The sequence below is a fragment of the Kitasatospora cheerisanensis KCTC 2395 genome, assembly GCF_000696185.1.
GTDB lineage: Bacteria > Actinomycetota > Actinomycetes > Streptomycetales > Streptomycetaceae > Kitasatospora > Kitasatospora cheerisanensis.
This window is the reverse complement of sequence record NZ_KK853997.1, coordinates 4716953-4739075: the sequence shown is the minus strand read 5'-3', so window position 1 is coordinate 4739075 and position 22123 is coordinate 4716953. Positions and strand designations below refer to the sequence as shown.

General features: G+C 73.9%; 20 protein-coding genes and 2 pseudogenes. 11 read left to right on the top strand and 11 right to left on the bottom strand.

The window, feature by feature from the left end; all coding sequences use genetic code 11:
- Positions 1 to 40 precede the first annotated feature (40 nt).
- The 7 genes and pseudogenes from sepX to KCH_RS21530 form a co-directional block, all read right to left on the bottom strand.
- A pseudogene (sepX, locus tag KCH_RS47280) lies at positions 41 to 1103 on the bottom strand (divisome protein SepX/GlpR).
- Positions 1104 to 1266: 163 nt separating this feature from the next.
- On the bottom strand, positions 1267 to 1893 hold the full coding sequence (locus tag KCH_RS21555) for a GNAT family N-acetyltransferase (RefSeq protein ID WP_084223825.1): 627 nt from the start codon (positions 1891 to 1893) through the stop codon (positions 1267 to 1269).
- Positions 1890 to 2381, bottom strand: coding sequence for a MogA/MoaB family molybdenum cofactor biosynthesis protein (locus tag KCH_RS21550; protein WP_035865286.1), 492 nt, complete (start codon positions 2379 to 2381; stop codon positions 1890 to 1892). The genes KCH_RS21555 and KCH_RS21550 overlap by 4 nt, the downstream gene beginning before the upstream one ends.
- Positions 2378 to 2830, bottom strand: coding sequence for a cyclic pyranopterin monophosphate synthase MoaC (gene moaC, locus KCH_RS21545; RefSeq protein ID WP_051654005.1), 453 nt, complete (start codon positions 2828 to 2830; stop codon positions 2378 to 2380). The genes KCH_RS21550 and moaC overlap by 4 nt, the downstream gene beginning before the upstream one ends.
- A 116-nt stretch (positions 2831 to 2946) precedes the next feature.
- The gene (gene glp, locus KCH_RS21540; protein ID WP_035865281.1) at positions 2947 to 4260 is read right to left on the bottom strand and encodes a molybdotransferase-like divisome protein Glp; all 1314 of its coding nucleotides are present in this window, start codon (positions 4258 to 4260) and stop codon (positions 2947 to 2949) included.
- Between the two features lie 26 nt (positions 4261 to 4286).
- Positions 4287 to 5207 (bottom strand): UTP--glucose-1-phosphate uridylyltransferase GalU, encoded by a 921-nt coding sequence (gene galU, locus KCH_RS21535; protein ID WP_035865279.1) that lies wholly within the window; start codon positions 5205 to 5207, stop codon positions 4287 to 4289.
- 57 nt (positions 5208 to 5264) lie between these two features.
- The gene (locus tag KCH_RS21530) at positions 5265 to 6113 is read right to left on the bottom strand and encodes a GGDEF domain-containing protein (RefSeq protein WP_051653309.1); all 849 of its coding nucleotides are present in this window, start codon (positions 6111 to 6113) and stop codon (positions 5265 to 5267) included.
- A gap of 63 nt (positions 6114 to 6176) precedes the next feature.
- On the opposite strand from KCH_RS21530, the gene KCH_RS21525 reads away from it, so the two are divergent.
- Positions 6177 to 6767: a 5-formyltetrahydrofolate cyclo-ligase gene (locus KCH_RS21525; protein ID WP_244305391.1), complete on the top strand. Its 591-nt coding sequence runs from the start codon at positions 6177 to 6179 to the stop codon at positions 6765 to 6767.
- Between the two features lie 379 nt (positions 6768 to 7146).
- On the opposite strand, the gene KCH_RS21520 is transcribed toward KCH_RS21525, so the two are convergent.
- Positions 7147 to 9891, bottom strand: a complete 2745-nt coding sequence (locus KCH_RS21520; RefSeq protein WP_035865275.1) for a penicillin acylase family protein — start codon at positions 9889 to 9891, stop codon at positions 7147 to 7149.
- A gap of 217 nt (positions 9892 to 10108) precedes the next feature.
- Here KCH_RS21520 and KCH_RS21515 point away from each other — a divergent pair, with 217 nt between their 5' ends.
- The 4 genes and pseudogenes from KCH_RS21515 (at position 10109) to mscL (ending at position 14519) form a co-directional block, all read left to right on the top strand.
- Complete coding sequence (locus tag KCH_RS21515) at positions 10109 to 11629, top strand: potassium/proton antiporter (protein ID WP_035865272.1); 1521 nt, start codon at positions 10109 to 10111, stop codon at positions 11627 to 11629.
- Between the two features lie 204 nt (positions 11630 to 11833).
- A pseudogene (locus tag KCH_RS21510) lies at positions 11834 to 13123 on the top strand (MFS transporter).
- A 94-nt stretch (positions 13124 to 13217) separates the two neighbouring features.
- Complete coding sequence (locus tag KCH_RS39920) at positions 13218 to 13526, top strand: FmdB family zinc ribbon protein (RefSeq protein WP_084223823.1); 309 nt, start codon at positions 13218 to 13220, stop codon at positions 13524 to 13526.
- Positions 13527 to 14105: 579 nt separating this feature from the next.
- Entirely contained in the window at positions 14106 to 14519 is a 414-nt protein-coding gene (gene mscL / locus KCH_RS21495) for a large conductance mechanosensitive channel protein MscL (protein WP_035865266.1), read from the top strand.
- 3 nt (positions 14520 to 14522) lie between these two features.
- On the opposite strand, the gene KCH_RS41580 is transcribed toward mscL, so the two are convergent.
- Entirely contained in the window at positions 14523 to 14687 is a 165-nt protein-coding gene (locus KCH_RS41580) for a hypothetical protein (RefSeq protein ID WP_157032149.1), read from the bottom strand.
- Positions 14688 to 14758: 71 nt separating this feature from the next.
- Entirely contained in the window at positions 14759 to 15730 is a 972-nt protein-coding gene (locus KCH_RS21490; protein WP_035865264.1) for a sigma-70 family RNA polymerase sigma factor, read from the bottom strand.
- Positions 15731 to 16053: 323 nt separating this feature from the next.
- On the opposite strand from KCH_RS21490, the gene KCH_RS21485 reads away from it, so the two are divergent.
- Complete coding sequence (locus KCH_RS21485) at positions 16054 to 16881, top strand: phosphatase PAP2 family protein (protein WP_051653307.1); 828 nt, start codon at positions 16054 to 16056, stop codon at positions 16879 to 16881.
- A gap of 500 nt (positions 16882 to 17381) precedes the next feature.
- Complete coding sequence (murJ, locus tag KCH_RS21480; RefSeq protein ID WP_063750172.1) at positions 17382 to 19226, top strand: murein biosynthesis integral membrane protein MurJ; 1845 nt, start codon at positions 17382 to 17384, stop codon at positions 19224 to 19226.
- 3 nt (positions 19227 to 19229) lie between these two features.
- Here the strand turns inward: murJ and KCH_RS21475 are convergent, their stop codons facing one another.
- Positions 19230 to 20240 (bottom strand): LuxR C-terminal-related transcriptional regulator, encoded by a 1011-nt coding sequence (locus KCH_RS21475; protein ID WP_035865261.1) that lies wholly within the window; start codon positions 20238 to 20240, stop codon positions 19230 to 19232.
- A 281-nt stretch (positions 20241 to 20521) separates the two neighbouring features.
- Between KCH_RS21475 and KCH_RS21470 the strand changes: the two genes are divergently transcribed.
- From KCH_RS21470 to KCH_RS21460, 4 genes are all read left to right on the top strand, one after another.
- Entirely contained in the window at positions 20522 to 20854 is a 333-nt protein-coding gene (locus tag KCH_RS21470) for a hypothetical protein (protein WP_035865260.1), read from the top strand.
- A 245-nt stretch (positions 20855 to 21099) separates the two neighbouring features.
- Positions 21100 to 21369: a hypothetical protein gene (locus tag KCH_RS21465; protein WP_157032148.1), complete on the top strand. Its 270-nt coding sequence runs from the start codon at positions 21100 to 21102 to the stop codon at positions 21367 to 21369.
- A gap of 34 nt (positions 21370 to 21403) precedes the next feature.
- Positions 21404 to 21634, top strand: coding sequence for a helix-turn-helix domain-containing protein (locus KCH_RS39915; RefSeq protein ID WP_051653306.1), 231 nt, complete (start codon positions 21404 to 21406; stop codon positions 21632 to 21634).
- On the top strand, positions 21631 to 22089 hold the full coding sequence (locus tag KCH_RS21460) for a response regulator transcription factor (protein WP_051653305.1): 459 nt from the start codon (positions 21631 to 21633) through the stop codon (positions 22087 to 22089). The genes KCH_RS39915 and KCH_RS21460 overlap by 4 nt, the downstream gene beginning before the upstream one ends.
- The last annotated feature ends 34 nt before the right edge of the window (positions 22090 to 22123 follow it).

Genomic DNA, 22123 nt, shown 5'->3' with positions numbered 1-22123 from the left:
GCACACCTGGGCGGTGGCGGGGCGTTCCGGGGGTGCGGGCCTATTCGTTGGCGGCGCGGGGGCGGTACTCGGGGGCGGCCTGCTGCGGGCCGGGTTCGCCGTACTGGTCGAAGAGCGGGGTGACGGGCCGGCCGGAGTCCCAGGTGTTGGGGGCCGACAGGTCGAGGCCGCGGTTGACCCGGGGGGCGACGGGGGCGGTGACGTAGGTGGGGAGCGGGACGGGGACGGGCTCCCAGGAGTCGGGGCCGGCGGCGGCCCGGGCGCGGACGCCGTCGGCCCACTCCTCGTGCTCGGTGGCCTCGGCGAGGGCGCTGGCCCGGGTCGCGGGTTCGGCCGCCGCCCCGGTGGGCTGCGGTGCGGTCACGGGGGCTCGGCGGCCCGGCCCGCTCGCGTTCGCGCAGCCGCTCGGCGGCCTGCGCGGCCCGGACCCGGTCGAACTTGACCTCGTAGCGCTGGCGTTCGAGCCGGCGCAGGTGCCCGATGTACAGGGTGAGCAGGATGCCGGGCACGGCGGGCACCCAGAGGAAGGCGAAGCCGGCCACGGCGGCGACGACCGCGCCGAGCGCGAAGGCGACGAAGAGCAGGGTGACCATGCGGCGGCGCCGGGCGAGCAGTCGGGCCCGCCGCTCGGCGGAGCGCCGTCCGTCCTGCTCGCCGTGGTCCCGGTCGCGTTCGCCGCGGGTCCGCACCCGGTCCTCCTCGGGCGCGGCCGGTTCGGCCGCCGGTTCGGCGGACGGTTCGGCGGACGGTTCGGGCCGGGCGGGCGCCTCGGGGGCCGGACCGGCCTCGGGCCCGGGCTCCGGGGCGGCGGAGGCGGGCTCGCCCCCGTCCCACGCGGCGGGCCGGGTGGGGACGTCCGCGGGGTCGGCTGCGGCCCCGTCCGGGTCTCCGGCGGGGTGCTGCTGTTCGGCGGTCTGTTCGCCGAGGGCTCGGGCCGCGCGCCGTTCCATGGCCGATCGTCCGGCCAGCAGGCGGATCGCGGTACTGAAGCGTTCCGTCGGACGCGACTCGTTGAGCTCGTCCTGCCTGCGGAGCCACATCGGCACCAGATAGGCGGCCCAGGCCCCTACGATGACCGCGTAGATAAGGCCGCTACTGCTCACGTTTCACACGGTACGGGCGCAGGGTAAGGCGCTGCAGCAATTTGGGACGGCGTGTCGTCCGATCAAGCTGATTCTCAGACTATTTTGCCGGTATTTGTGACGGCTCGCCCCGGCCCCGGCGGGCCGCCGATGCCATATCGATATCTACTATTCGAACAGATATTCAATTACCTTGCGCGGGGCCGCTCCTGAGGGAGTGCCAGCGGTTGAGCAGCCCGTCGGCGGCCTCGTCGGCGGTGAGCGCATAGACCAGGTGGTCACGCCAGTCGCCGTCGATGTGCAGATAGCGCGGCCGCATTCCCTCGGCGCGGAAGCCGAGTTTCTCCACCACCCGGCGGCTGGGCCGGTTCTCGGGGCGGATGCACACCTCGACCCGGTGCAGTCCCAGGTCCCGGAAGCAGTGGTCGACGGCGAGCGCGACCGCCGTGGGCATGATGCCGCGGCCGGCCACCGCCTCGTCCACCCAGTAGCCGACGTTGGCGGAGCACATCGAGCCCCAGGTGATCCCGCCGACGGTCAACTGGCCGACCAGGCGGCCCCGGTAGAGCACCACGAAGGGCAGCATCCGGCCCGCGGCGGCCTCCGCGCGCAGGTAGCGGACCATCTGCCGGAAGGTCGGCCGGGGCAGCGGCGCACGGCCGGGCGGGGCGGGCGGCACGGTGGCCTCCCAGCGCCGCAACCAGTCCCGGTTGCGCCGGCTCACCTCCTGCCACTCGGCCTGGTCGCGGCGGCGGATGGGCCGCAGCACCACGTCCCCCTCGGCCAGTTCGACCGGCCGGGCCGCGTTCAGTGCGCACCGCCCGCGGGGCGCGGGTGGTCGCCGCCGGCCAACTGGTCGACGGCGTGCGGCAGCAGCGGGGCGAGCACCGCGAGGCCGTCGCGGACGCCGCCGGTGGAGCCGGGCAGGTTGACGATCAGGGTGCGCCCGGCGAGGCCGGCCAGGCCCCGGGAGAGCGCCGCGGTGGGGACCTTCTCCCGGCCGTGCGCGCGGATCGCCTCCGGGATGCCGGGGATCCGACGGTCGATCACCCGGGCGGTCATCTCGGGCGTGAGGTCCTGCGGCGAGATGCCGGTGCCGCCGGTGGTGAGCACCACGTCGTACCCGGCGGCGACGGCTTCGCGCAGCACCGCCTCGACGGGGTCGCCGTCGGGGACGACCGTCGGGCCGTCGGCCTCGAAGCCCATCTCCCGCAGGCCGGCGACCAGCAGCGGGCCGCCCCGGTCCTCGTACACGCCGGCGGCGGCCCGGTTGGAGACGGTGACGGCGAGGGCCCTCACTGCTCGCCCTCCCCCGCCGTGTCCGGCCGGTGCCAGTCGCCGCTCTTGCCGCCGGTCTTGCTGAGCACCCGGACGTCCTCGATGGCGGCGGCCTTGTCGACGGCCTTGACCATGTCGATGACGGTGAGCGCGGCGGTGGCGACGGCGGTGAGTGCCTCCATCTCGACGCCGGTGCGGTCGGCGGTGCGGACGGTGGCGGTGATCTCCACGGCGGTGTCGGTGACCGTCAGGTCGACGGCGGTGCCGGTGAGCGCGATGGGGTGGCAGAGCGGGATCAGGTCGGGCGTCCGCTTGGCGCCCATGATGCCGGCGATCCGGGCGACGGCGAGGGCGTCGCCCTTGGGAACGCCTTCGCCGCGCAGCAGTTCGACCACCCGGGGGGCGACCCGGACGCGGCCGGCCGCCACCGCGACCCGGGTGGTGGCGGCCTTCTCGGAGACGTCGACCATCCGGGCGGCGCCGGTGTGGTCGACGTGCGTGAGGCGGTCGCCGGGGGGTGTGTCGGTCACGAGTGGGCTCCAGTAACACGGTGCGAATCTCGCGCTACCGTACAGCCCCGCCCGGGTCAGTCCGTGAGAAGGACCACATCGACGGCGCTTCCGGCCGGCACCGCGGTGGTGTCCTCGGGCACCGTGATCAGGCAGTCCGCCTTCGCCAACGCGCCGACCAGGTGCGAACCTTCACCACCCACGGGGCTGACGGTGCCGTCCGCCGGGTGGTACCGGCCGCGCAGGAACTGCCGCCGCCCGGCCGGGGAGCGCAGCGCCGCGGTGGTCGCCGCGCGCACCACGGGGCGGTGCACGTCGGGGGCGCCGAGCATGGTCCGGATGACGGGGCGGACGAACAGCTCGAAGGAGATGTACGCGCTGACCGGGTTGCCGGGCAGCGCGAGCAGCGGCACGCCCTGGTCGCCGCCGATCCGGCCGTAGCCCTGCGGCTTGCCGGGCTGCATCCGCAGCCGCCGGAAGTCGACGCCGGCGTAGTCGGCGAAGACCTCCTTGACCACGTCGTACGCGCCCACCGAGACGCCGCCGCTGGTGACGATCAGGTCGGCCCGGCCGAGCTGGTCCTCCAACACCGCGCGCAGGGTGGACGCCTCGTCCGGGACGCCGCCGACCCGGTACGCGACCGCGCCGGCCGCCGTCGCGGCGGCGGTCAGGGTGAAGGAGTTGGAGTCGTGGATCCGGCCGGGGCCGGTCTCCTCGCCGGGCTGGACGAGTTCGCTGCCGGTGGAGAGCACCACCACCCGGGGCCGGGGGCGGACCCGGACGGTGGCCCGGCCGATCGCGGCCAGCAGGCCGAGCTGGGCGGGGCCGAGCAGCGCGCCGGACTCCAGCACGGTGTCGCCGGCGGTGACGTCGCTGCCGCGGCGGCGGATGAACGCGCCCTCGGCGACCGGGCGCAGCACCCGCACCTCCGCGCCCTCGCCGCCGGCGCCCATCGCGTCGGCGGCCTGCCCGGTGCCGGTGCCGCCGTCGGTCCACTCGACCGGGGCGACGGCCTCGGCGCCGGGCGGGACGGGGGCGCCGGTCATGATCCGGGCGGCCTGGCCGGGGCCGACCTTGGGCAGCTCGCCGGCGCCGGCGGCGATGTCGCCGACCACGGCGAGCACCGACGGGTACTCGTCGGTGGCCCGCACGGTGTCGGCGGTGCGCAGCGCGTAGCCGTCCATCGAGCTGTTGTCGAACGGCGGCAGGTCGGCGGTGGCGTGCACGTCCTCGGCGAGCCGCAGGCCCTGGGCCTCCAGCAGGCGGAGCTCGATGGGCGGCAGCGGCGCCGCGGCGAACAGCACGTCGGCGAGGTGCTCGTCGACGCTCCACAGGCGCGGCGACGCCGGGGAGCCGGCGCCCTCGTCGCAGGGGTCGTGCTTCCCGGTCATCGCCTCACACTCGCCTTCGTGGTGGGTCAGCCCTGCATCTCGACGGCGACGAACTGCCGCAGCCAGGTCCGGAATTCGGGGCCGAGGTCGTCGCGCTCGGCGGCCAGCCGGACGATCGCCCGCAGGTAGTCGGCGCGGTCGCCGGTGTCGTAGCGGCGGCCCTTGAACAGCACGCCGTAGACCGGGCCGCCGGAGTTCTCGTCGCGGGTGGCCAGCTCGCGCAGCGCGTCGGTCAGCTGGATCTCGCCGCCACGGCCGGGCGGGGTCTCGCGCAGCACGTCGAAGACGGTCGGGTCGAGCACGTAGCGGCCGATGACCGCGTAGTTGGACGGGGCGTCGGCGGTGTCCGGCTTCTCGACCAGGTCGGTCACCTGGAAGACGTCCTCGCCGAAGCCGTTGGGCTTGACGGCGGCGCAGCCGTACAGGTGGATCTGCGCGGGGTCGACCTCCATCAACGCGACCACGGAGCCGCCGAGTTCCTGCTGCACCTCGATCATGCGGGCCAGCAGCGGGTCGCGCGGGTCGATCAGGTCGTCACCGAGCAGGACGGCGAACGGCTGGCCGGCGACGTGCTGTTCGGCGACCGAGACGGCGTGGCCGAGGCCCTTCGGGTCGCCCTGCCGGACGTAGTGCATGTTGGCCAGCTGCACCGACTCCTGGACGCGCCGCAGGCGGTCGTGGTCGCCCTTGCGGGTGAGCAGCTCCTCCAGCTCGTAGGCGCGGTCGAAGTGGTCTTCCAGAGCACGCTTGTTGCGACCGGTGACCATCAGTATGTCGGACAGGCCCGCCGAGGCGGCCTCCTCCACCACGTACTGGATCGCCGGCTTGTCCACCACCGGAAGCATTTCCTTCGGGGTGGCCTTGGTGGCGGGGAGGAACCGGGTTCCGAGACCGGCAGCGGGGACGACTGCCTTGGTAACCGGGGTGCGGGCGTGCTCGTTCGTCATGCGTCGACCTTACTAAGCCGGGGATTCCACCCTGCTGAGAGGCGGGTGAATCGGTTCTTAAGGCCTGTCACCGGTCGCGCGGGGGCCGCCGGTGGTCGCGTGCGGGGTGAGGGTGTCCTCGCCGGGGCCGGGAGACACCTTACCCGGCAGTGGTGAAGCGTCCGGTCCGGCCGGGGCCTCCGGCGCCGGCCCCCCGGGCGGGACGGCGCGCCAGCAGTCGCCCCCGGCGGCGCGGGCCTCGGCGAGCGCGCGATCGGCGGCGCGCAGCAGGACGGCGGCGTGCCCGCCGTCCCTCGGCAGCACCGCCAGGCCGATCGCGGCGGTCAGCCCGCTGCGCTCCTCCGGGTCGGCGGCCTCGCCCGGGTGACGGTCCGTCAGGCGGTGGCGGCGCACCGTCCAGCACAGCCGCTCGGCGACCTGGGCGGCGCCGTCGGGGGCGGTGTCGGGCAGCAGCACCAGGAACTCCTCGCCGCCGTACCGGCCCAGGGTGTCGCAGCTGCGGATCTCCACCGCCAGGCGCTGCGCGAGGTCCCGCAGCATGGCGTTGGCGCGGGCCCGGCCGTGCTCGGCGACCAGGGCGTCGAAGCCGACGAGCTCCACCATCAGCACCGACAGCGGCCGCGGGTCCACGGTGCTGGCCTCGGCCCGGCGGGCCCGCTCGATCTCCTGGTCCAGGGTGAGCTGGAGGTGACGGTAGTTCCACACCCCGGTGAGCGGGTCGCACGAGGCGGTGCGGCGCAACTCGTCCCGTTCCGCCGTCAGTTCCGCGATCTTCGCCAGAAGTTCCGCCTCCCGGCCGCCGAGCGCAGCCCCCGCCCGGCGGCGGCGCAGCGCCGTGACGCCGGCGGCGGCCGGGGCAGCCGCGCCGAGCACGGCCAGGGCCTGGAGCAGGAGCGGGGTGGACATGCGGCGGCCTCTCCGTGTCAGGCTCGTGTCACTGTGAATGACAGAGCTGGAGGGATACGGGTGGTGTCTGCGGATCGGTTGTCCAACGACAAGACGGCGCTGAGGTCACGGCTGCTCGCCGAACGGCGCGCCCTGACCGCGGACCAGCGCGCCGCGGCGGCCGAGGCGCTGGCGGCCCGCGCGACGGCGCTGGTGCCGCCGGGCGGCACCGTCGCCGCGTACGTCTCGGTCGGCGCGGAGCCGGGCACCCGCCCGCTGCTGGCCGCGCTGGCGGCCGCCGGGGCCCGCGTCCTGCTGCCGGTCCTGCTGCCGGACAACGACCTCGACTGGGCGCCCTACGAGAGCGAGGCCCGGCTCGCACCCGCCGGCCGGGGCCTGCTCGAACCCCTCGCCGACCGCCTCGGCCCCGACGCGGTCTGCGCCGCCGACGTGGTCCTCCTGCCCGGCCTCGCCGTCGACCCCCGCGGCATCCGCCTCGGCCGCGGCGGCGGCTCCTACGACCGCGTCCTGGCCCGCCTCGCCCGGGCCGGCTCCCGCCCCCTGCTGGCCACCCTCCTCTACCCCCACGAACTCCTCCCCGCCCTCCCCGCCGAACCCCACGACCTCCCCGTCCACGCCGCCGTCACCCCCACCGGCATCACCCGCTTCATCTGACGGCGCGCAAGAAACCCGCCGACCGGAACGGGAGTCGGACGGCGGACGGCGGACGCAACGGGGGACGACGGGAGCCGGGCAGCACGGGGCGGCGGAGCCGCAGCCGCTCGACGGCGGACGGTGGGAGTCGCTTCCGGCGAAGGTGCCGACACGCGGCGGCGCACCCGCAACCGGGCGACGGCGAACGGGGGAGCCGAAGCAGCCGGGACCACGAAGCCCCACCCCGGCCTGCCGGCCGTGACCGGCTCGGCCCTGGCCGGGGCCGCACCCGACGCCCGCCCGTCTCCCGGCAGACCGCCGCGTCTTCTCTGCGTGGCCCGGAGACGCCGGAGGCGGATCCCCGGGGTGGGGATCCGCCTCCGGCGGTGGTCTCCGGCCGTCAGTTGGCCGTGAGGGTCAGGGTGTTCTTGCCGTTCTTGGTGACGGCGTCCTTGCTGTAGGTCCAGGGGAGGAGTTCGCCCTTGGCCCAGAGCTCGGTCTGGTCGTTGTAGTTGGGGTGGTAGGCGTGGCCGGAGGCGCCGCCGACGTTGATCCAGCGGGAGGAGTCGAAGTCGCTGAGGTCGACGACCATCCGCATGGAGGGGATCCAGTCGACGTCGTAGCCGGCGGCGGCGTTCCAGCCGGTGGCGTCGACGGCGGCGCTGCCGCCGGAGAGCTTGTAGGGGCCCCGGTTGAGCAGCTTGTGGATGGCGCCGGAGGCGATCGAGGAGTCGTCGCTGCCGAGCGTGGGCTCCTGCAGGGTCAGCTGGTGGAGGCGGCCCCAGCTCCAGGTGGAGATGTCCTTGCTGAGGCGCGCGGTGAGGTCCTGGCGGGCGTCCTTGAGGGCCTCGGCGAGCAGCTTGTCGAGGCCGTGCTGCGGCTGGTGGTTGGAGTCGATGTAGTCCCACCACGGCGACGAGGGGTCGGCGAGCTGGGCGCGGACGACCTCCATCCACCGGTCGCCGCCGTCGGGCTGGGCCTGCGAGGCCTTGCGGGTGCCGCACTCGGTGACGGCCTGCGCGGCGCCGCCGAGCGCGTCGTCGGGCAGGGTGTTGTCGCGCTTCTGACGGACCAGCAGGCAGTCGCCCTCGACCCGCAGGTCCGCGGGGAACTTCTGACCGAAGGCGAGCGTGAGCAGGGCCCGCCAGACGCCGTTGTAGTAGGCGGCGGCGGCGGAGTCGGCGTCCTGGTGGTAGTTCCAGTCCTTGAGCAGGTCCTGGGCCTCGCGGACGTAGGGGTCGTCGATCTTGACCTTGAGGAGCAGCGGGACGAGTTCCTTGGCGAGCACGCTGGTGTTGTCCAGTTGCATGGACTGCATGTCGTCGAGGGAGATCTTGCCGCCGTTCTTCAGCTTGGCCTGGATCTGGTCGGTGATCTCCTTGGCGCGGGTGCCGTACTCCCAGTCCTTGGTGAGCATCGGCTTGTAGGTGTCGTCGACGACGGCCTGGTTGGCCGTCACGATGTAGCCCTCGGGCGGGTTGTACGCGTAGGGCAGCGACTTGAACGGCAGGTAGGTGGCGTTCCAGGCGTAGGCGGGGTCCCAGCCGGGGGCGGGGTAGCGGCCGTCGCCCTTGCCGCGGACCGGGATCGTGCCGGGGGCCTGGTAGCCGATGTTGCCCTTGGTGTCGGCGTAGATGAGGTTCTGCGCGGGCACCGCGAAGTCCTGGGCGGCGGACCGGAAGCTGGTGAAGTCGGTGGCCTTGTCGAGCTTGAAGACGGCGTCCATGGTCTTGCCGGGGACGAGCGCGGTCCAGCGCAGTGCGACGCCGTAGCCGGCCGCCCGGTCGGGGGCGGCGTTGCCGGCGGGCGCGTACTTGCCGACGTTCTGGTCCTCGGAGGACTGGTCCGAGATCAGCGGCATGCCGTCCTGCGTGGTGCGGACGGTGATGGTGCGGTCGGCGCCGCCGGCGACCTTGATGGTCTCCTTGCGGACGGTGAACTTCACGTCCTTGCCGTCGACCAGGTAGGTGTCGGGGCCGGTGACCTTCTCCAGGTACAGGTCGGTGACGTCGGCGCCGAGGTTGGTGAAGCCCCAGGCGATGTCCTTGTTGTGGCCGATGACGACGCCGGGCATGCCGGCGAAGGTGTAGCCGGCCACGTCGTAGGTGCAGGTGCTGGAGGCGTTCCGGCAGTGCAGGCCCATCTGGTACCAGATGGACGGCATGCCGGGGCCGAGGTGCGGGTCGTTGGCCAGCATCGGCTTGCCGGTGGTGGTGTTGGCGCCGGAGACGACCCAGGAGTTGGAGCCGATGCCCTGGCCGTTGGGGCCGAGCAGTTGCGGCAGCGCGTCCATCTTGCCGGAGACGCTGCTCAGCAGCTGCTGGGTGGCGGCGCGGGCCTGCGAGCTGGCGGCCGGCCCGGTGCCGCCGGGCTGGGCGGGGAGGGTGGTGCCCTCGCCGGGGGTGTAGGTGCCGTCCGCGGCGACCTTGCCGGTCTTCACGATGGTGCCGTTGCGGTCGTACGGGTAGTCCGGGTAGAGCTGGGCGATCTGCTCGGTGCTGAAGTTCTGCGTCAGCAGCGAGCGGTCGATCTCCTCCTGCATGTTGCCGGACAGGCTCCAGGCCATCGCCTTCAGCCAGGCCACCGAGTCGACCGGGTCCCACTTCTCGGGCGTGTAGCCGGAGTTGACGGCGCCGAGCAGGGCGTACTCGACCGAGGCGCCGGCCCCGCCGGGGTGCTCGGCCAGCCAGGCGTTGACGCCCTCGGTGTAGGCGGTCAGGTTGCGCTTGGTCTCCTCGGAGAGGACGGTGTCCCACTCCTTCTGGGCGACCTGGCGCCAGCCCATGGTGCGCAGGAAGGAGTCGTTCTCGACGGCGCTGGAGCCGAACATCTCGGCCAGCCGGCCGGAGGTGATGTGCCGTCGGACGTCCATCTCCCAGAACCGGTCCTGGGCCTGCACGAAGCCCTGGGCGCGGAACAGGTCGGCGTCGGTGTCGGCGTACAGCTGCGGGATGCCCTTGTCGTCGCGCACCACGTCCACCGGCGCGGACATGCCGGCCACCTTGACGGTGCCGCTGACCTGCGGGAACGAGGAGCGGACGGTGTCCACCGCCCACCAGCCGCCGCCGGCCAGACCCGCCACCAGCAGCACGGCCAGCAGGATCACGATCAGACGTGCGCGCCGGAACTTCTTCGAGCGGGGCATCCGAGTCCTTGTATGAGGGAGCGTTCGGCCGTGACAGGTCACCACATTAGGGCGACGGCACCGGCAGCCGTGCACGGGGGACACCGGCTGGGCCTCGGCGGCGCCGTTCGGACCTTACCGGGCCGGGAGGAAAGTGGGGACTAGCGTAAAGATCAAGTAAAATGTTAGACTGAGTAACGATCCGTCAGCCGCCCCTTCCTGCCCGAGGTGCCCCTGCGTGACCGTTGACCACCTGAACGAGCTGCTTCTCGAGTCCGCCGTCATCCTGCTCGTCGCCGTCGGTGCCGTCCGGATCTCCACCCGCTCGGGGCTGCCGTCCCTGCTGATCTATCTCGGCATCGGCGTCGCCCTGGGCCAGAACGGCATCGGCATAAGCTTCAACAACGCCGAACTCACCCAGGTCCTCGGCTACGCGGCCCTGGTGGTCATCCTCGCCGAGGGCGGACTCAAGACCAGCTGGAAGGCGATCAAACCGGTCGTGCCCGCCGCCGCGGTGCTCGCCACCGTCGGCGTCGCCGTCTCGGTGTTCGTCACCGCCGCCGGCGCGCACTGGCTGGTCGGCCTGGAGTGGCGCACCGCGCTGCTGCTCGGCGCGATCGTCTCCTCCACCGACGCCGCCGCGGTCTTCTCGGTGCTGCGCACCGTCCCGCTGCCCAAGCGCCTCACCGGCCTGCTGGAGGCCGAGTCCGGCTTCAACGACGCGCCCGTGGTGATCCTGGTGGTCGCCTTCGCCACCGCCGGCGAACTCGACCCCTGGTACGTGCTGATCGGCACCATCGTGGTCGAGCTGGTGATCGGCGCGGCCGTCGGCTTCGCGGTCGGCAAGCTCGGCGCGTACGCCATGCGCCGGGTCGCGCTGCCCTCCTCCGGCCTGTACCCGATCGCGGTGCTGGCGCTGATCGTGTTCGCCTACGCCGGCGGCGCGCTGCTGCACGCCTCCGGCTTCCTGGCCGCGTACATCGCCTCGGTGATCCTCGGCAACTCCAAGCTGCCGCACGGCCCCGCGGTCCGCGGCTTCGCCGACGGCCTGGCCTGGATCGGCCAGATCGGCATGTTCGTGGTGCTCGGCCTGCTGGTCACCCCCGCGACCATGGGCTCGGCGATAGTGCCGGGCCTGGTGGCCGGCACCGTGCTGGTGTTCGTCGCCCGCCCGCTGTCGGTGCTGGTCAGCATGACGCCGTTCCGGATCCCCTGGCGCGAGCAGGCCCTGCTCTCCTGGGCGGGCCTGCGCGGCGCGGTGCCCATCGTGCTCGCCACCATCCCGCTGGTCACCGGCGCGACCGACGCCCAGCAGCTGTTCAACGTGGTGTTCATCCTGGTCGTGGTCTTCACCCTGCTCCAGGGCCCGACCCTGCCGCTGGTCGCCCGCTGGCTGAAGATCGGCGAGGGCGACATGGGCCAGGACCTCGGCATCGAGTCCGCCCCGCTGGAGAAGCTGCACGGCCACCTGCTGTCCGTGCAGCTGTCCCCCGGCTCCCGGATGTCCGGCGTCGAGGTCTCCGAGCTGCGCCTGCCCAAGGGCGCCGCGGTCACCCTGGTGGTCCGCGAGGGCTCCAGCTTCGTGCCGGACCGGATGACGGTGCTGCGCGAGGGCGACGAACTCCTGGTGGTCACCACCGACGACGTCTCGGAGGCCGCGGAACGCCGCCTGCGGGCCGTCGACCAGGGCGGCAAGCTGGCCGGCTGGCTGCACAACGCGGAGGCATCACCTTCCGTTTCCAGGAAGAAGGCGGTCTGAACCGCTAGGCTGAAGGCAGAAACTCCGATTTTTTTGCATCTGCCTGATGCAGAGTCGGCGCGACCGCTCGGCGGCCGGGCCCCCGGGGCACTCAGCCCGGGCCCGGTAACAACCCCGGTCGACGCGCGAGAGGACGACTCTCGGCGCCGGTCCGGTCCCACCTGTTGCCCGGTCCGCGCTACCAGGCAGCAGAGAGGACCGACCGTGGCGGCTCGCCGACCGGTCGACGACACCACCCGCACCGGCTACGGGCGCTGCTGCGCACCCCCCGCGCCTGGACCTTCCTGCTCCCCGCCCTGGTCGCCCGCCTGCCGTACGCCATGCTCGGCCTCGGCATCGTGCTGCTGGTGCGCGACACCACCGGCTCCTACGGCCTGGCCGGCGGCGTCGCCGCGGTCGCCGCGGTCGCGCAGGCCCTGATCGGCCCGCAGACCGGCCGGCTCGCCGACCGGCACGGCCAGGCCGCCGTGCTGGTCCCCGCCGTCCTGGTGCACGCCGCCGCGGTCGCCGCGCTGATCGCGCTGGCCCACGGCGGCGCCCCGGACTGGACGCTGTTCCTCGCCGCCGCCCCGCCGGCGCGTCCGTGCCGCAGATCGGCGCCATGGTCCGGGCCCGCTGGGTGAACCGCCTGAACGAGCAGCCCGCGCTGCTGAACACCGCCTTCGCCTTCGAGTCCGTCACCGACGAGTTCACCTTCGTGGTCGGCCCGGTGCTGGCCACCGGCATCGCCACCGCGGTCAACCCGTCCGTCGGCCTGATCGCCGAGGCCACCCTGACCCTGCTCGGCGGCCTGGCCTTCGCCGCCCGCCGCGGCACCTCCCCCACCCCGACCGGCCCCGACGCCCCGGCCTGCGCCGCGCCTCCGCGCTGGCCTCCCCCGGCGTCCGCCTGCTGGCCGGCGGCTTCCTCGGCCTCGGCTCCGTCTTCGGCGCCCTGCAGGTCTCCATCACCGCCTTCGCCGAGGACGCCGGCTCCCCCGGCCTCAGCGGCCCGGTCTACGGCCTGTTCGCGGCCGGCTCGATGGTGGCCGGCGTGCTCTACGGCCTGATCCCGTGGCGCAGCTCGGCCCGGCAGCGGATGCTCGCCTGCTACGCGCTGCTGGTGCTCGGCTGCTCCACCCTGTGGGCGATGCCGAACCTGGTCTCGCTGGCGATCGCCGGCCTGTTCTGCGGCCTGGCCATCGCCCCGACCCTGATCACCGGCTACACCCTGGTGGAGACGCTGGTCGCGGACGGCGCCAAGACCGAGGCGTTCACCTGGCTGACCGGCGCGATCGGCCTGGGCCTGGCGCTCGGCTCCACCGCGGCCGGGCAGCTGATCGACCACTCCGGGCCCTCGCTGGGCTTCACCGTCGCGCTGATCGGATCCGGCCTCGGCCTGGTGGCGCTCGTCACGATGCGCGACCTGCTGCTCTCCCGGGGCCCTTCGAGCCGTACCGTGGCCGGGGGCGCCGCCGTCTCCCGGGAGCCGGCCGAGGCGGCCCGCCGCGGCTGAGCCGCTGGACTCCACCAGCGGAATGCCGCATCATGGACCGTCGTTAGCACTCATAGCGTGAGAGTGCCAGGGGGAGTGCAGGAGGAAGCGGAAAGTGCCCACGTACCAGTACCAGTGCACCGAGTGCGGCAACGGCCTCGAGGCGGTGCAGAAGTTCAGCGACGACGCGCTGACCACGTGCCCCGACTGCCAGGGGAAGCTCCGCAAGGTCTTCTCGGCCGTGGGCGTGGTCTTCAAGGGCTCCGGCTTCTACCGCACCGACAGCCGGTCCAGCTCCAGCAGCTCGGTGGGCTCGTCCTCCTCCGGCTCGTCCACGACCTCGTCGACGTCCTCGACGTCCTCGACGTCCTCGACGTCCTCGTCCTCGACGAAGAGCACCAGCTCGGCCCCGGCCGCGGGCTGACGCACCCGACTCCACGCAGCAGGCCCCGCCCGGTCCGTCCGGGCGGGGCCTGCTGCGCGTCCGGGGCCGGTTACGCGGATTCCTCCGGACGGTGGGGCGGGGCCGTTCCCGGGGGTGCTCCCGAACGGCGCAGCGGCTCACCCCGGCGGGTGAAGGCGGTTTTCCACAGGGCGGGGTTGTCCACAGGCTGCGGAAATCCGCGGGCCCGGGGCCCGGGGCGGTCGCAGGATGGCCGGCGGGGCCCCGGCCGGGGCCGCCGTTCCCGAGGAAGGGCCTGCCGCCATGACCGCCTTCGTGCTCCCTCCGCTGCCCGCCGTCGCGGTGCCCCCGCGCCGCGAGGTGCCCGATTTTCCGCCGATCCGGGGCACCGCCCGGGGCCGCCACCGCTTGCGGCAGGCCCTTCGCCGCCGTCCGGGCGCGTGCGCGGCGGGCTTCCTCGCGCTGGCCGCGGCCCTCGCCTCGGGCCCGCTGCGGCCGGCCCCGCCGCCCGGCTCCGGGGCCACCGAGTGCCCCCGGGCGTCAACCGGAGGGCCGTGGATTCACCCGTGACCTTTGCGTGCTGACGCCGTTCGACGCGGCATGAAAGGCTTCAAGGAATTCCTGCTCCGCGGCAACGTGGTCGACCTGGCCGTCGCCGTCGTCATCGGCGCCGCGTTCTCCAACATCATCAACGCGTTCGTCAAGGGCGTGATCAACCCGCTGGTCGGCCTGTTCGGCACCAAGGACCTGTCGTCCTACAAGTCGTGCCTCAAGGGCCCCTGCGCGATGGACTCCTCGGGGAACGTCACCGAGGGCATCTTCATCCTGTGGGGCTCGGTGCTCAGCGCCGTGCTCAGCTTCCTGATCACCGCCGCCGTCGTGTACTTCCTGCTGATCCTGCCGATGAACCACTACACGAAGAAGCGCAAGACGCTGGACGAGGAGGCGCTGGAGGCCGAGATCAAGGAGGTCCAGCTGCTCACCGAGATCCGGGACGCGCTGGTCCGCCGCTGACGGCTACTTCTCGCCGTGGTGCGGGGGCCGCTGGTCCAGGTACCAGTCCAGTCCCCGCCCGTTCCGGGACTCCCCCCAGCCGCGGTCGGTGTCGTCACTGGTCTGCTGCTCGAACGGGTCCTTGAAGACCAGTCGGGCCTCGGGCTTGTTCTCGTCCTGCTCGGTCATCCGTCCACTGTAGAACCGCCGGGCGCCCCCGCGGGGGCGCCCGGACGACCCGCCCGGCCCGTCGGGGCCGGTCACGCGGCCTCGAAGCCGGCGTGGTCGGCGATCTTCTTGAGCTCGGCCAGCGCGTGCTTCTCGATCTGGCGGATCCGCTCGCGCGTCAGGCCGTGCTGCTTGCCGACCTCGGTCAGCGTCCGCTCGCGGCCGTCCTCCATGCCGTAGCGGCTGCGGATGATCGACGCGGTGCGGTCGTCGAGGCGGCCGATCAGGTCGTCCAGCTCCTCGCGGCGGAGCATCACCATCACCGCGTCCTCCGGGGAGACCGCGCCGGTGTCCTCCACCAGGTCGCCGAACTGGGTCTCGCCCTCGTCGTCGACCGCCATGTTCAGGCTGACCGGGTCGCGCGCCCAGTCCAGCACGTCCTTGATCCGCTGCTCGGTGGTGTCCAGCTCGGCGGCGATCTCGGACGGCTCGGCCTCGCGGCCCAGCTCCTTGGACTTCTCGCGCTGCACCCGGCGGATCCGGCCGAGCTCCTCCACCAGGTGGACGGGCAGCCGGATGGTGCGGGACTGGTCGGCGATGGAGCGGGTGATCGCCTGGCGGATCCACCACGTCGCGTAGGTGGAGAACTTGAAGCCCTTGGAGTAGTCGAACTTCTCCACCGCGCGGACCAGGCCGGCGTTGCCCTCCTGGATGAGGTCCAGCAGCGGGAGGCCGCTGCGCGGGTAGCGGCGGGCAACCGCGACCACCAGGCGCAGGTTGGAGCGGATGAAGACGTCCTTGGCGCGCTCGGCGTCGTCGGCTATCGCACGGAGCTCCTCCGTGCTGACGCCGTCGAGCTGCTCCTCCTCGTCCAGCAGGTGCTGGGCGAAGACCCCGGCTTCGATGCGCAGGGACAGCTCGACCTCCTCGGCGGCGTCGAGCAGGGGCGTCCTGGCGATTTCGTCGAGGTACATGCCGACCAGGTCGCGGTCGGCTTCGAGGTTGGTCGGGCGGGCGGTGCGAGTCCGATCGGCCCTGTCGCGTACGACGGCACGGGTGGCCATGCTTGCTCCCTCACTGACGCTGCCGGTGGCGCTCCGTTCCGCCGCCTGGCACAGGCGTGTGGGCCAGTTCCCGGCTCACACGTAACGATCCAACGCACAGAAATCGGACAACATTCCCAAGTGGCTCAGTTTTTCGTGGGCCATGCAGTATCCTGCCGATTTTCATCCGATCGATACACGCAGCGTGACGCGGTTCGCACACCGCGCGTCCATCCGCCGCCACCGAATCGGTGCGGAGCCTTCGCGGTACGTCCGCACAACCGATGCCGAATCGCTATCGCCGGACCGCCGGTTCGCCTCCTGCCACTGGGAAGGTGTCTGTCATGCACCAGTCCACCGATGGCCCGCGGGCGGCCGGCGAGCCCCCGGACGGCGCCCGCGGCAGCCGCCGCTCTCCGGTTCAACGCCGGACGCTGCTCCGTTGTGCCTGGATCGGACCGGCGTCCGTCCTGCTGTTCGCGGTGCTGCTGGTGCTGGTGGAGACCGGCTGGCCGCCGCTGGCCCGGCTCGACCAGGACTGCGTGGCGGCGCTGCACCGGTACGCGGTGCAGCACCCGGTGTGGACGGCGGCCATGCAGACGCTGGCCGACCTGGGCGCGCCGTGGACGATGCGCGCGCTGCTGGCCGCCGCCGCGCTCTGGCTGTGGTGCGTCCGGGCCCGGGCGCTGGCCGCCTGGGTGGTCGTGCAGGGCCTGCTGGGCTGGGCGGCCAGCGCGATCGGCCGGGCGGTGATCGGCCGGCCCCGGCCGTCCTTCGCCGACCCGGTGGCGGTCGGCTCCGGCGCGGGCTTCCCGTCCGGGCACGCAATCGCCTCGGCGGTGGCCTGCGGGGTGCTGCTGATGCTGGTGTGGCCGCGCGCCGACCGGGCGGTGCGGGCGGTGGCGGGCACCGGCGCGGTGCTCACCGTGCTGGGCGTCGGCTGGACCAGGCTGGCGCTGGGCGTGCACTACCCCAGCGACGTGCTGGCCGGCTGGGCGGCGGCGGCCGCGGTGCTGGCCGCGGTCACGCTGGCGGCGGAGGTCTGGCTGCCGGGCCGGCTCGGCCGGGACGTCCGGCGGCTGCACTGGCGGCAGCGGCCCCGGGTGCAGCGGGTGCTGGCCCCGCCGCTGCCGGCGGAACCCGCCGGGAACCATGACCCGGGCCGTTCCTGACGGTTCGTGAGCAACGTCACACACCGCATTCGGGTCCTCCTGGGGAGGGAACGGACGCGGGCGGCAATCCGCGTGTTTCCGGGCGGAAACGGCGCTCGGCGCCCGGTGTCCCAAGGCCCCCGGGCACCTGCGGCGACGGGCCGGGAGGGCCGCCGAGCGGCACCCGACTCCCCATCGGGTGCCGTCTTGCGGCAGACTTCTGCGGCTGGATGCACCCTGCAACCGGCGAGCGGGGCCCGGCCCGGACCGATCTCCCGCACTTCCCACGCAACGCCGGACGGGCACCGATCGACGGGGGGTCCGATGACCATGCACACCGCGGACGGCCCGAACGACCCGTACGCCCGGCAGAACGGCCCGAGCGACCCTTACGACCCGTACGCCCGGCAGGGCGGCCCGTACGTCCCGGCGGACCCGCCGACCGTGCAGCTCGGCCGGATCCCCGCCCAGTTCGACCAGGCCGGCCACCCGCCGCCGCCCCGCTGCCGCCGGCCCCGCCGGTGCCCGCGCCGCGGGCGGGCGAGCAGCAGGAGCCGGCGAAGCCCGCCGCCAAGCCCGCCGCGTCCACCGGCCGCAACGGGCTGATCATGGCGCTGGGCTCGCTGGCGTCCCGTGCGCTGGGCTTCGTGCGCAGCGCGGTGATCGTGGCGGCGCTGACCACCGGCCCGGCCGGCGAGGCCTTCAACGTGGCGAACTCGCTGCCGAACATCGTCTACATGATGCTGATCGGCGGTGTGCTGGCCTCGGTGTTCGTGCCGGAGCTGGTGCACGCGATGCAGACCCACAAGGACGGCGGCCAGGCGTACACCGACCGGCTGCTGACCCTGTGCGGCGTGATCCTGGTGGTGCTGACGCTGGCCGCCTGGCTGTTCGCGCCGCAGATCGTCGACGTCTACTCCGAGTTCAGCGGGGTGCAGCGCGAGCTGGCGATCACCTTCGCCCGGTACTGCCTGCCGCAGATCCTGTTCTACGGCGTGTTCACCCTGCTCGGGCAGGTGCTGAACGCCCGGGACCGGTTCGGCGCGATGATGTGGACGCCGGTGCTGAACAACGTGGTGGCGATCGGCATGTTCGGCGGCTACCTGGCGATGGGGCACCACGCCTACGCGGCCGAGGAGGTGAGCAGCGGCGACGCGCTGCTGCTGGGCCTCGGCTCGACGCTCGGCATCGTGGTGCAGGCGGCCGCGCTGCTGCCCTCGCTGCGCTCGGCCGGGTTCTCCTACCGTCCGCGCTTCGACTGGCGCGGCGCGGGCCTGGCCCGGCCGCTGCGCGCGGCGGGCTGGGCGCTGGCCCTGGTGGCGGCCACCCAGCTGTCCTTCGCGGTGATCACCAGTCTGAGCACCGGCGCGGGCCGGGCGGCGCACGACGCGGGCATCGCGGGCGGCCGCGGCTTCTCCGCCTACAACAACGCCTACGCGCTGTTCGTGGTCCCGCAGGGCGTGATCACGGTGTCGCTGGTGACGGCGCTGCTGCCGAGCATGGCGCGGTCCGCGACGGCGGGCGACTACCGGAAGATCGGCGAGGACCTGTCGGCGGTGCTGCGCTCCTCGGCGGCGATGGTGGTCACCGCCGCCGTGCTGTTCTTCGCGCTGGGCTCGCAGATCGCGATGGCCGCGTACGGCTACGGCTCCGGGACGACGGTGCACGACGACGCCATGGTGGTGGGCCAGCTGCTGATGGCCTTCGCCGTCGGCCTGCCGGCCTTCTGCGCCCAGTACGGCCTGGCCCGCGGCTTCTACGCGATGGGCGACGCCAGGACGCCGTTCTGGCTGACCCTGGTCTCCACCGGGACGAACGCCGCGCTGTGCTGGGTGGCGTACCAGGTGCTGCCGTTGCAGGACAAGGTGATCGGCATGGCGGTGGCGCACACCGCGGCCGCCACCCTGTCGGTGGTGGTGACCGGCGTCGCGCTGGGCCGCCGGCTGGCGAAGGGCGCCCCGCCGGCCGCGGCGCCCGCCGCGGAGCCGGAGCCGGACCTGGACTCGACCATGGTGCTGCGCACCGACGCCTTCGCGCCGGGTGCGAACGCCACCGTGGACCTGGGGGTGCGGCGCGGCCGGCGCGGCAGCGGGCTGGAGGGCTTCCGGCTGGTGACCCTGCACGTGGGCCTGGTGCTGGCCTGCCTGCCGGGTGCGCTGGCGGCGCACTGGCTGGCGGGGCGGTTCGGCGCGGGCCTGTTCGGCAGCCTGCTGGGGCTGGCCGCGGGTGCGCTGGCGGTGCTGCTGTCGCTGTTCGTGCTGGCGCGTCCGCTGGGCGTGGGCGCGTCGGTGGCGCCGTTCGCCCGCAAGCTGCGGATCCCGTACCCGGCGCCGGCGCCGGCCGCCGGGGGCAAGCACCGGCGGTAGCGGTCAGGCGGGGGCGTCCTCGGCGGCTTCCAGCCAGCCGAGGGCGGCGACCTGGATGCCGGCCTGGAAGCGGCTGCGGGCGTCCATCCGGACCATCAGGTCGGCCATCATCCGGCGGACGGTGCGCAGCGAGACGCCGAGGCGCTGGCCGGCCCGTTCGTCGGTGAGGCCGTCGGCGAGCAGGCGCAGCAGTTCGCGTTCCTGGCCGGTGAGGCCGTGCGGGTCGCGCTGGGTGGATTCGCCGAGCGGGCGGGCGTGGTCCCAGACCTGGTCGAAGAGGGCGCGCAGGGCGGCGACCACGCCGGGGCTCTGGAGCAGCACGGCGCCCTTGCGGGGGTCCTCGGGGTCGATCGGGACGATGGCGGTGGCGTTGTCGACGACGATCATGCGCAGCGGCAGGGTGGGCGCGGTGCGGACGGCGCCGCCGAGGCCGTGCAGCCAGCGGGCGTACTGCACGGTGGCGGGGTCGTTGCGGACGCTGTCCTGGTAGACGGTGCGCATCCGGACGCCGCGTTCCAGGGTCTCCTGGTCGAGGGTGCGGCTGGCCTCCATGACCTGGGCGGGCTGCGGGCCGCCGGGGGCGAAGGCGAGCACTTCGGCGGTGGCGTCGGAGGCGAGTTGGACGAGCCGGTCGCGGACCTGGTCGAGGCTGGAGAGCATCTCGATGCCGCGCTGTTCGCCGGGGGCGTGCAGGTTGGCGTACTCGGCGATCAGGCCGGCCATGGCGGCGCGGCTGCGTTCCATCTCGCGCTGGCGGCGGGCGGCCTCGGCCTCCTGGTGGGCGAGCAGGGCGGCGAGGCCGCGTTCGGGGTTGACGGCGCGCCAGCGGGTGCCGCAGCTGGCGGGGCGGGTGAGGGCGAGGTCGGCGAGGCGGTCGAGGGCTCCGAAGATCTCGCTCTCGGTGGTGTCGAGGTGGGCGGCGAGGCCGCCGGTGTCGAGGTCGGGGTGCAGCAGCATCGCCCGGTAGACGGCTTCGCCGAAGGCGTCGAGCCCGATCGGGCCGCCGGCGGTCAACGGTCGGTCTTCCGTGCGTCCCGTCCGCTGCCCGTCCGCGTCGCTCTGTTCATCTCGGCCCTCCCACGCGCGCCGGGTCGCGGCGCTCCACCCCGTGTTTCGTGCTGATCGGCCGTCAGGTTAGCGCCGTGGTGCCCGGGTTCAGAACAGCCTTGCGGAGATTCTGTCGGACAGGTGGCCGAATCGTGAAGGGTGTCGGGCAACTGTCATATTCGTGCCAGGCGGAGATGTGTCACCCGTGGCGCGGTCCGGCGGGGCTCCGGGTTTGTCACGCTGGGGGGGTGTACGCGATCCGTCTGGAGCTGATCCCGTCGCGGCCCCTGCTCGGCGGGCCGGGGACGGAGGCCGGGGCCGGTCCGGTGCGGGCCGCCCTGATGCGGCTGCCGCTGGACGGGGCCCGGATGTGTCACGCCCGGGTGCTGGCCGGTCCGGACGGGCTGGCGGCGGTGTGCTTCCTGACGGCGCCCTCGCTGCTGGCGGCGGAGCGCTCGCTGCGGGCCGGTGCGGGTGCGCTGGCGGAGCCGGGCGGGCCGCTGGCGGGCTGGACGACGGTGCGGTGCGAAGCGGATCCGTGGATCGCGCTGGGGATGCTGCAGGCCCGCGCCCGCAGTTGACCGCGGGTGGCCGGCCGGTGACGGGCTGGCCGCTCGGTGTCACGGCACTGTGGTGCCAGCCCGGGGTGCTGACACGGACGTGCCGCGGGGGCCACTCTCGTCATGTCGGCAGGACGGCGGTGCGGGACCGCGGGAGCAGCCCCCGGCGGGGGACGCGGATCGGACCGGACCTGACGGCAGTTCACACCACGCGGCCCCGGCGGCAGCCCGGGGACCGGCCGAATGCGAGAGGATCGGGCACTCCCATGACGCTGAACATCCGTTTTGTCACGCTTGCCGCTCTGGGTGCGATGCTGGTGGGCGGTGTCGCCACCGCCGCCGAACTGGCCGGGCCGGCCCGGCCCGGCGCGGTGGTCACGGCGGACGGCGCGGTCGCGGACGGGCCGCTGTCGCCGGCCGACGCAGCGGAGCAGGCGGAGCAGGCGATCGTGGTCGGTCCGAGCGTGCCGCCGGCCCCCTCGGGCAGCCCGACCTCCAGCACGCCGGCGCAGCTGGGCACCTGGGGCTGGGGCTGACCGGGCCGGGCCGGGGAGCTGGGGAGACGTCCGGATGACCACCGCACTGGAACGCCCGCTGGTGCAGCGGGCCCCGTCCCATCCGTTTCCGCTCGCCGTGGCGGCGAGCCCGACCAGGGTGCTGCTGGCCGACCGGCACCACCTGTTCCGATCGGGGCTGGGGGCCCTGCTGGACCGGGAGGACGACCTCGCGGTGGTCGCCGAGGCGGCCGGCGGCGAGGAGGCCGTGGCGGTCGCGGCGGGGCGCGCCCGGCGGTCGCGGTGATCGGGCTGGACCCGGAGCAGCCGGAGGCGACGGCGGACGCGCAGCGCCTGCAACTGGTCGCGCCGGGCACGGCGGTGCTGCTGCTGGTGCCGGCCCTGCCGCGCACGGCGCAGTCGCGGCGGGCGCTGGTGGAGGGCGCGGCCGGGGTACTGCTGAAGGACGTGCAGGCGCCGGCGCTGATCGCGGCGGTGCGCGAGCTGGCCCGCGGCGGCCGGGTGTACGACCCGCGGCTGGTGCTGGACGTGGTGCGCGCCGGGCAGTCCGGTCCGCTCAGCCGCCGGGAGCTGGCGGTGCTCGGCGAGATCGCCGAGGGCAGCACGGTGCAGGAGGCGGCGGCGGCGCTGTCCCTGTCGCCGGGGACGGTCCGCAACTACGTGTCGGCGGCGATCGCCAAGACCGGCGCGCGCAACCGGTGCGACGCGATCCGGATCGCTCGCGAGTGCGGCTGGCTGTAGTCCGGGAGGGGCGCAGGCTCGCCGACGACCCGTC

Excerpts from the sequence above, each read along its gene's own strand:
- moaC (WP_051654005.1), bottom strand. The coding sequence starts at position 2,830 with ATGGTCGACGTCTCCGAGAAGGCCGCCACCACCCGGGTCGCGGTGGCG.
- glp (WP_035865281.1), bottom strand. The coding sequence starts at position 4,260 with ATGACCGGGAAGCACGACCCCTGCGACGAGGGCGCCGGCTCCCCGGCG.
- galU (WP_035865279.1), bottom strand. The coding sequence starts at position 5,207 with ATGACGAACGAGCACGCCCGCACCCCGGTTACCAAGGCAGTCGTCCCC.
- KCH_RS21530 (WP_051653309.1), bottom strand. The coding sequence starts at position 6,113 with ATGTCCACCCCGCTCCTGCTCCAGGCCCTGGCCGTGCTCGGCGCGGCT.
- KCH_RS21520 (WP_035865275.1), bottom strand. The coding sequence starts at position 9,891 with ATGCCCCGCTCGAAGAAGTTCCGGCGCGCACGTCTGATCGTGATCCTG.
- mscL (WP_035865266.1), top strand. The coding sequence starts at position 14,106 with ATGAAAGGCTTCAAGGAATTCCTGCTCCGCGGCAACGTGGTCGACCTG.
- KCH_RS41580 (WP_157032149.1), bottom strand. The coding sequence starts at position 14,687 with ATGACCGAGCAGGACGAGAACAAGCCCGAGGCCCGACTGGTCTTCAAG.
- KCH_RS21490 (WP_035865264.1), bottom strand. The coding sequence starts at position 15,730 with ATGGCCACCCGTGCCGTCGTACGCGACAGGGCCGATCGGACTCGCACC.
- KCH_RS21485 (WP_051653307.1), top strand. The coding sequence starts at position 16,054 with ATGCACCAGTCCACCGATGGCCCGCGGGCGGCCGGCGAGCCCCCGGAC.
- KCH_RS21465 (WP_157032148.1), top strand. The coding sequence starts at position 21,100 with ATGACGCTGAACATCCGTTTTGTCACGCTTGCCGCTCTGGGTGCGATG.
- KCH_RS39915 (WP_051653306.1), top strand. The coding sequence starts at position 21,404 with ATGACCACCGCACTGGAACGCCCGCTGGTGCAGCGGGCCCCGTCCCAT.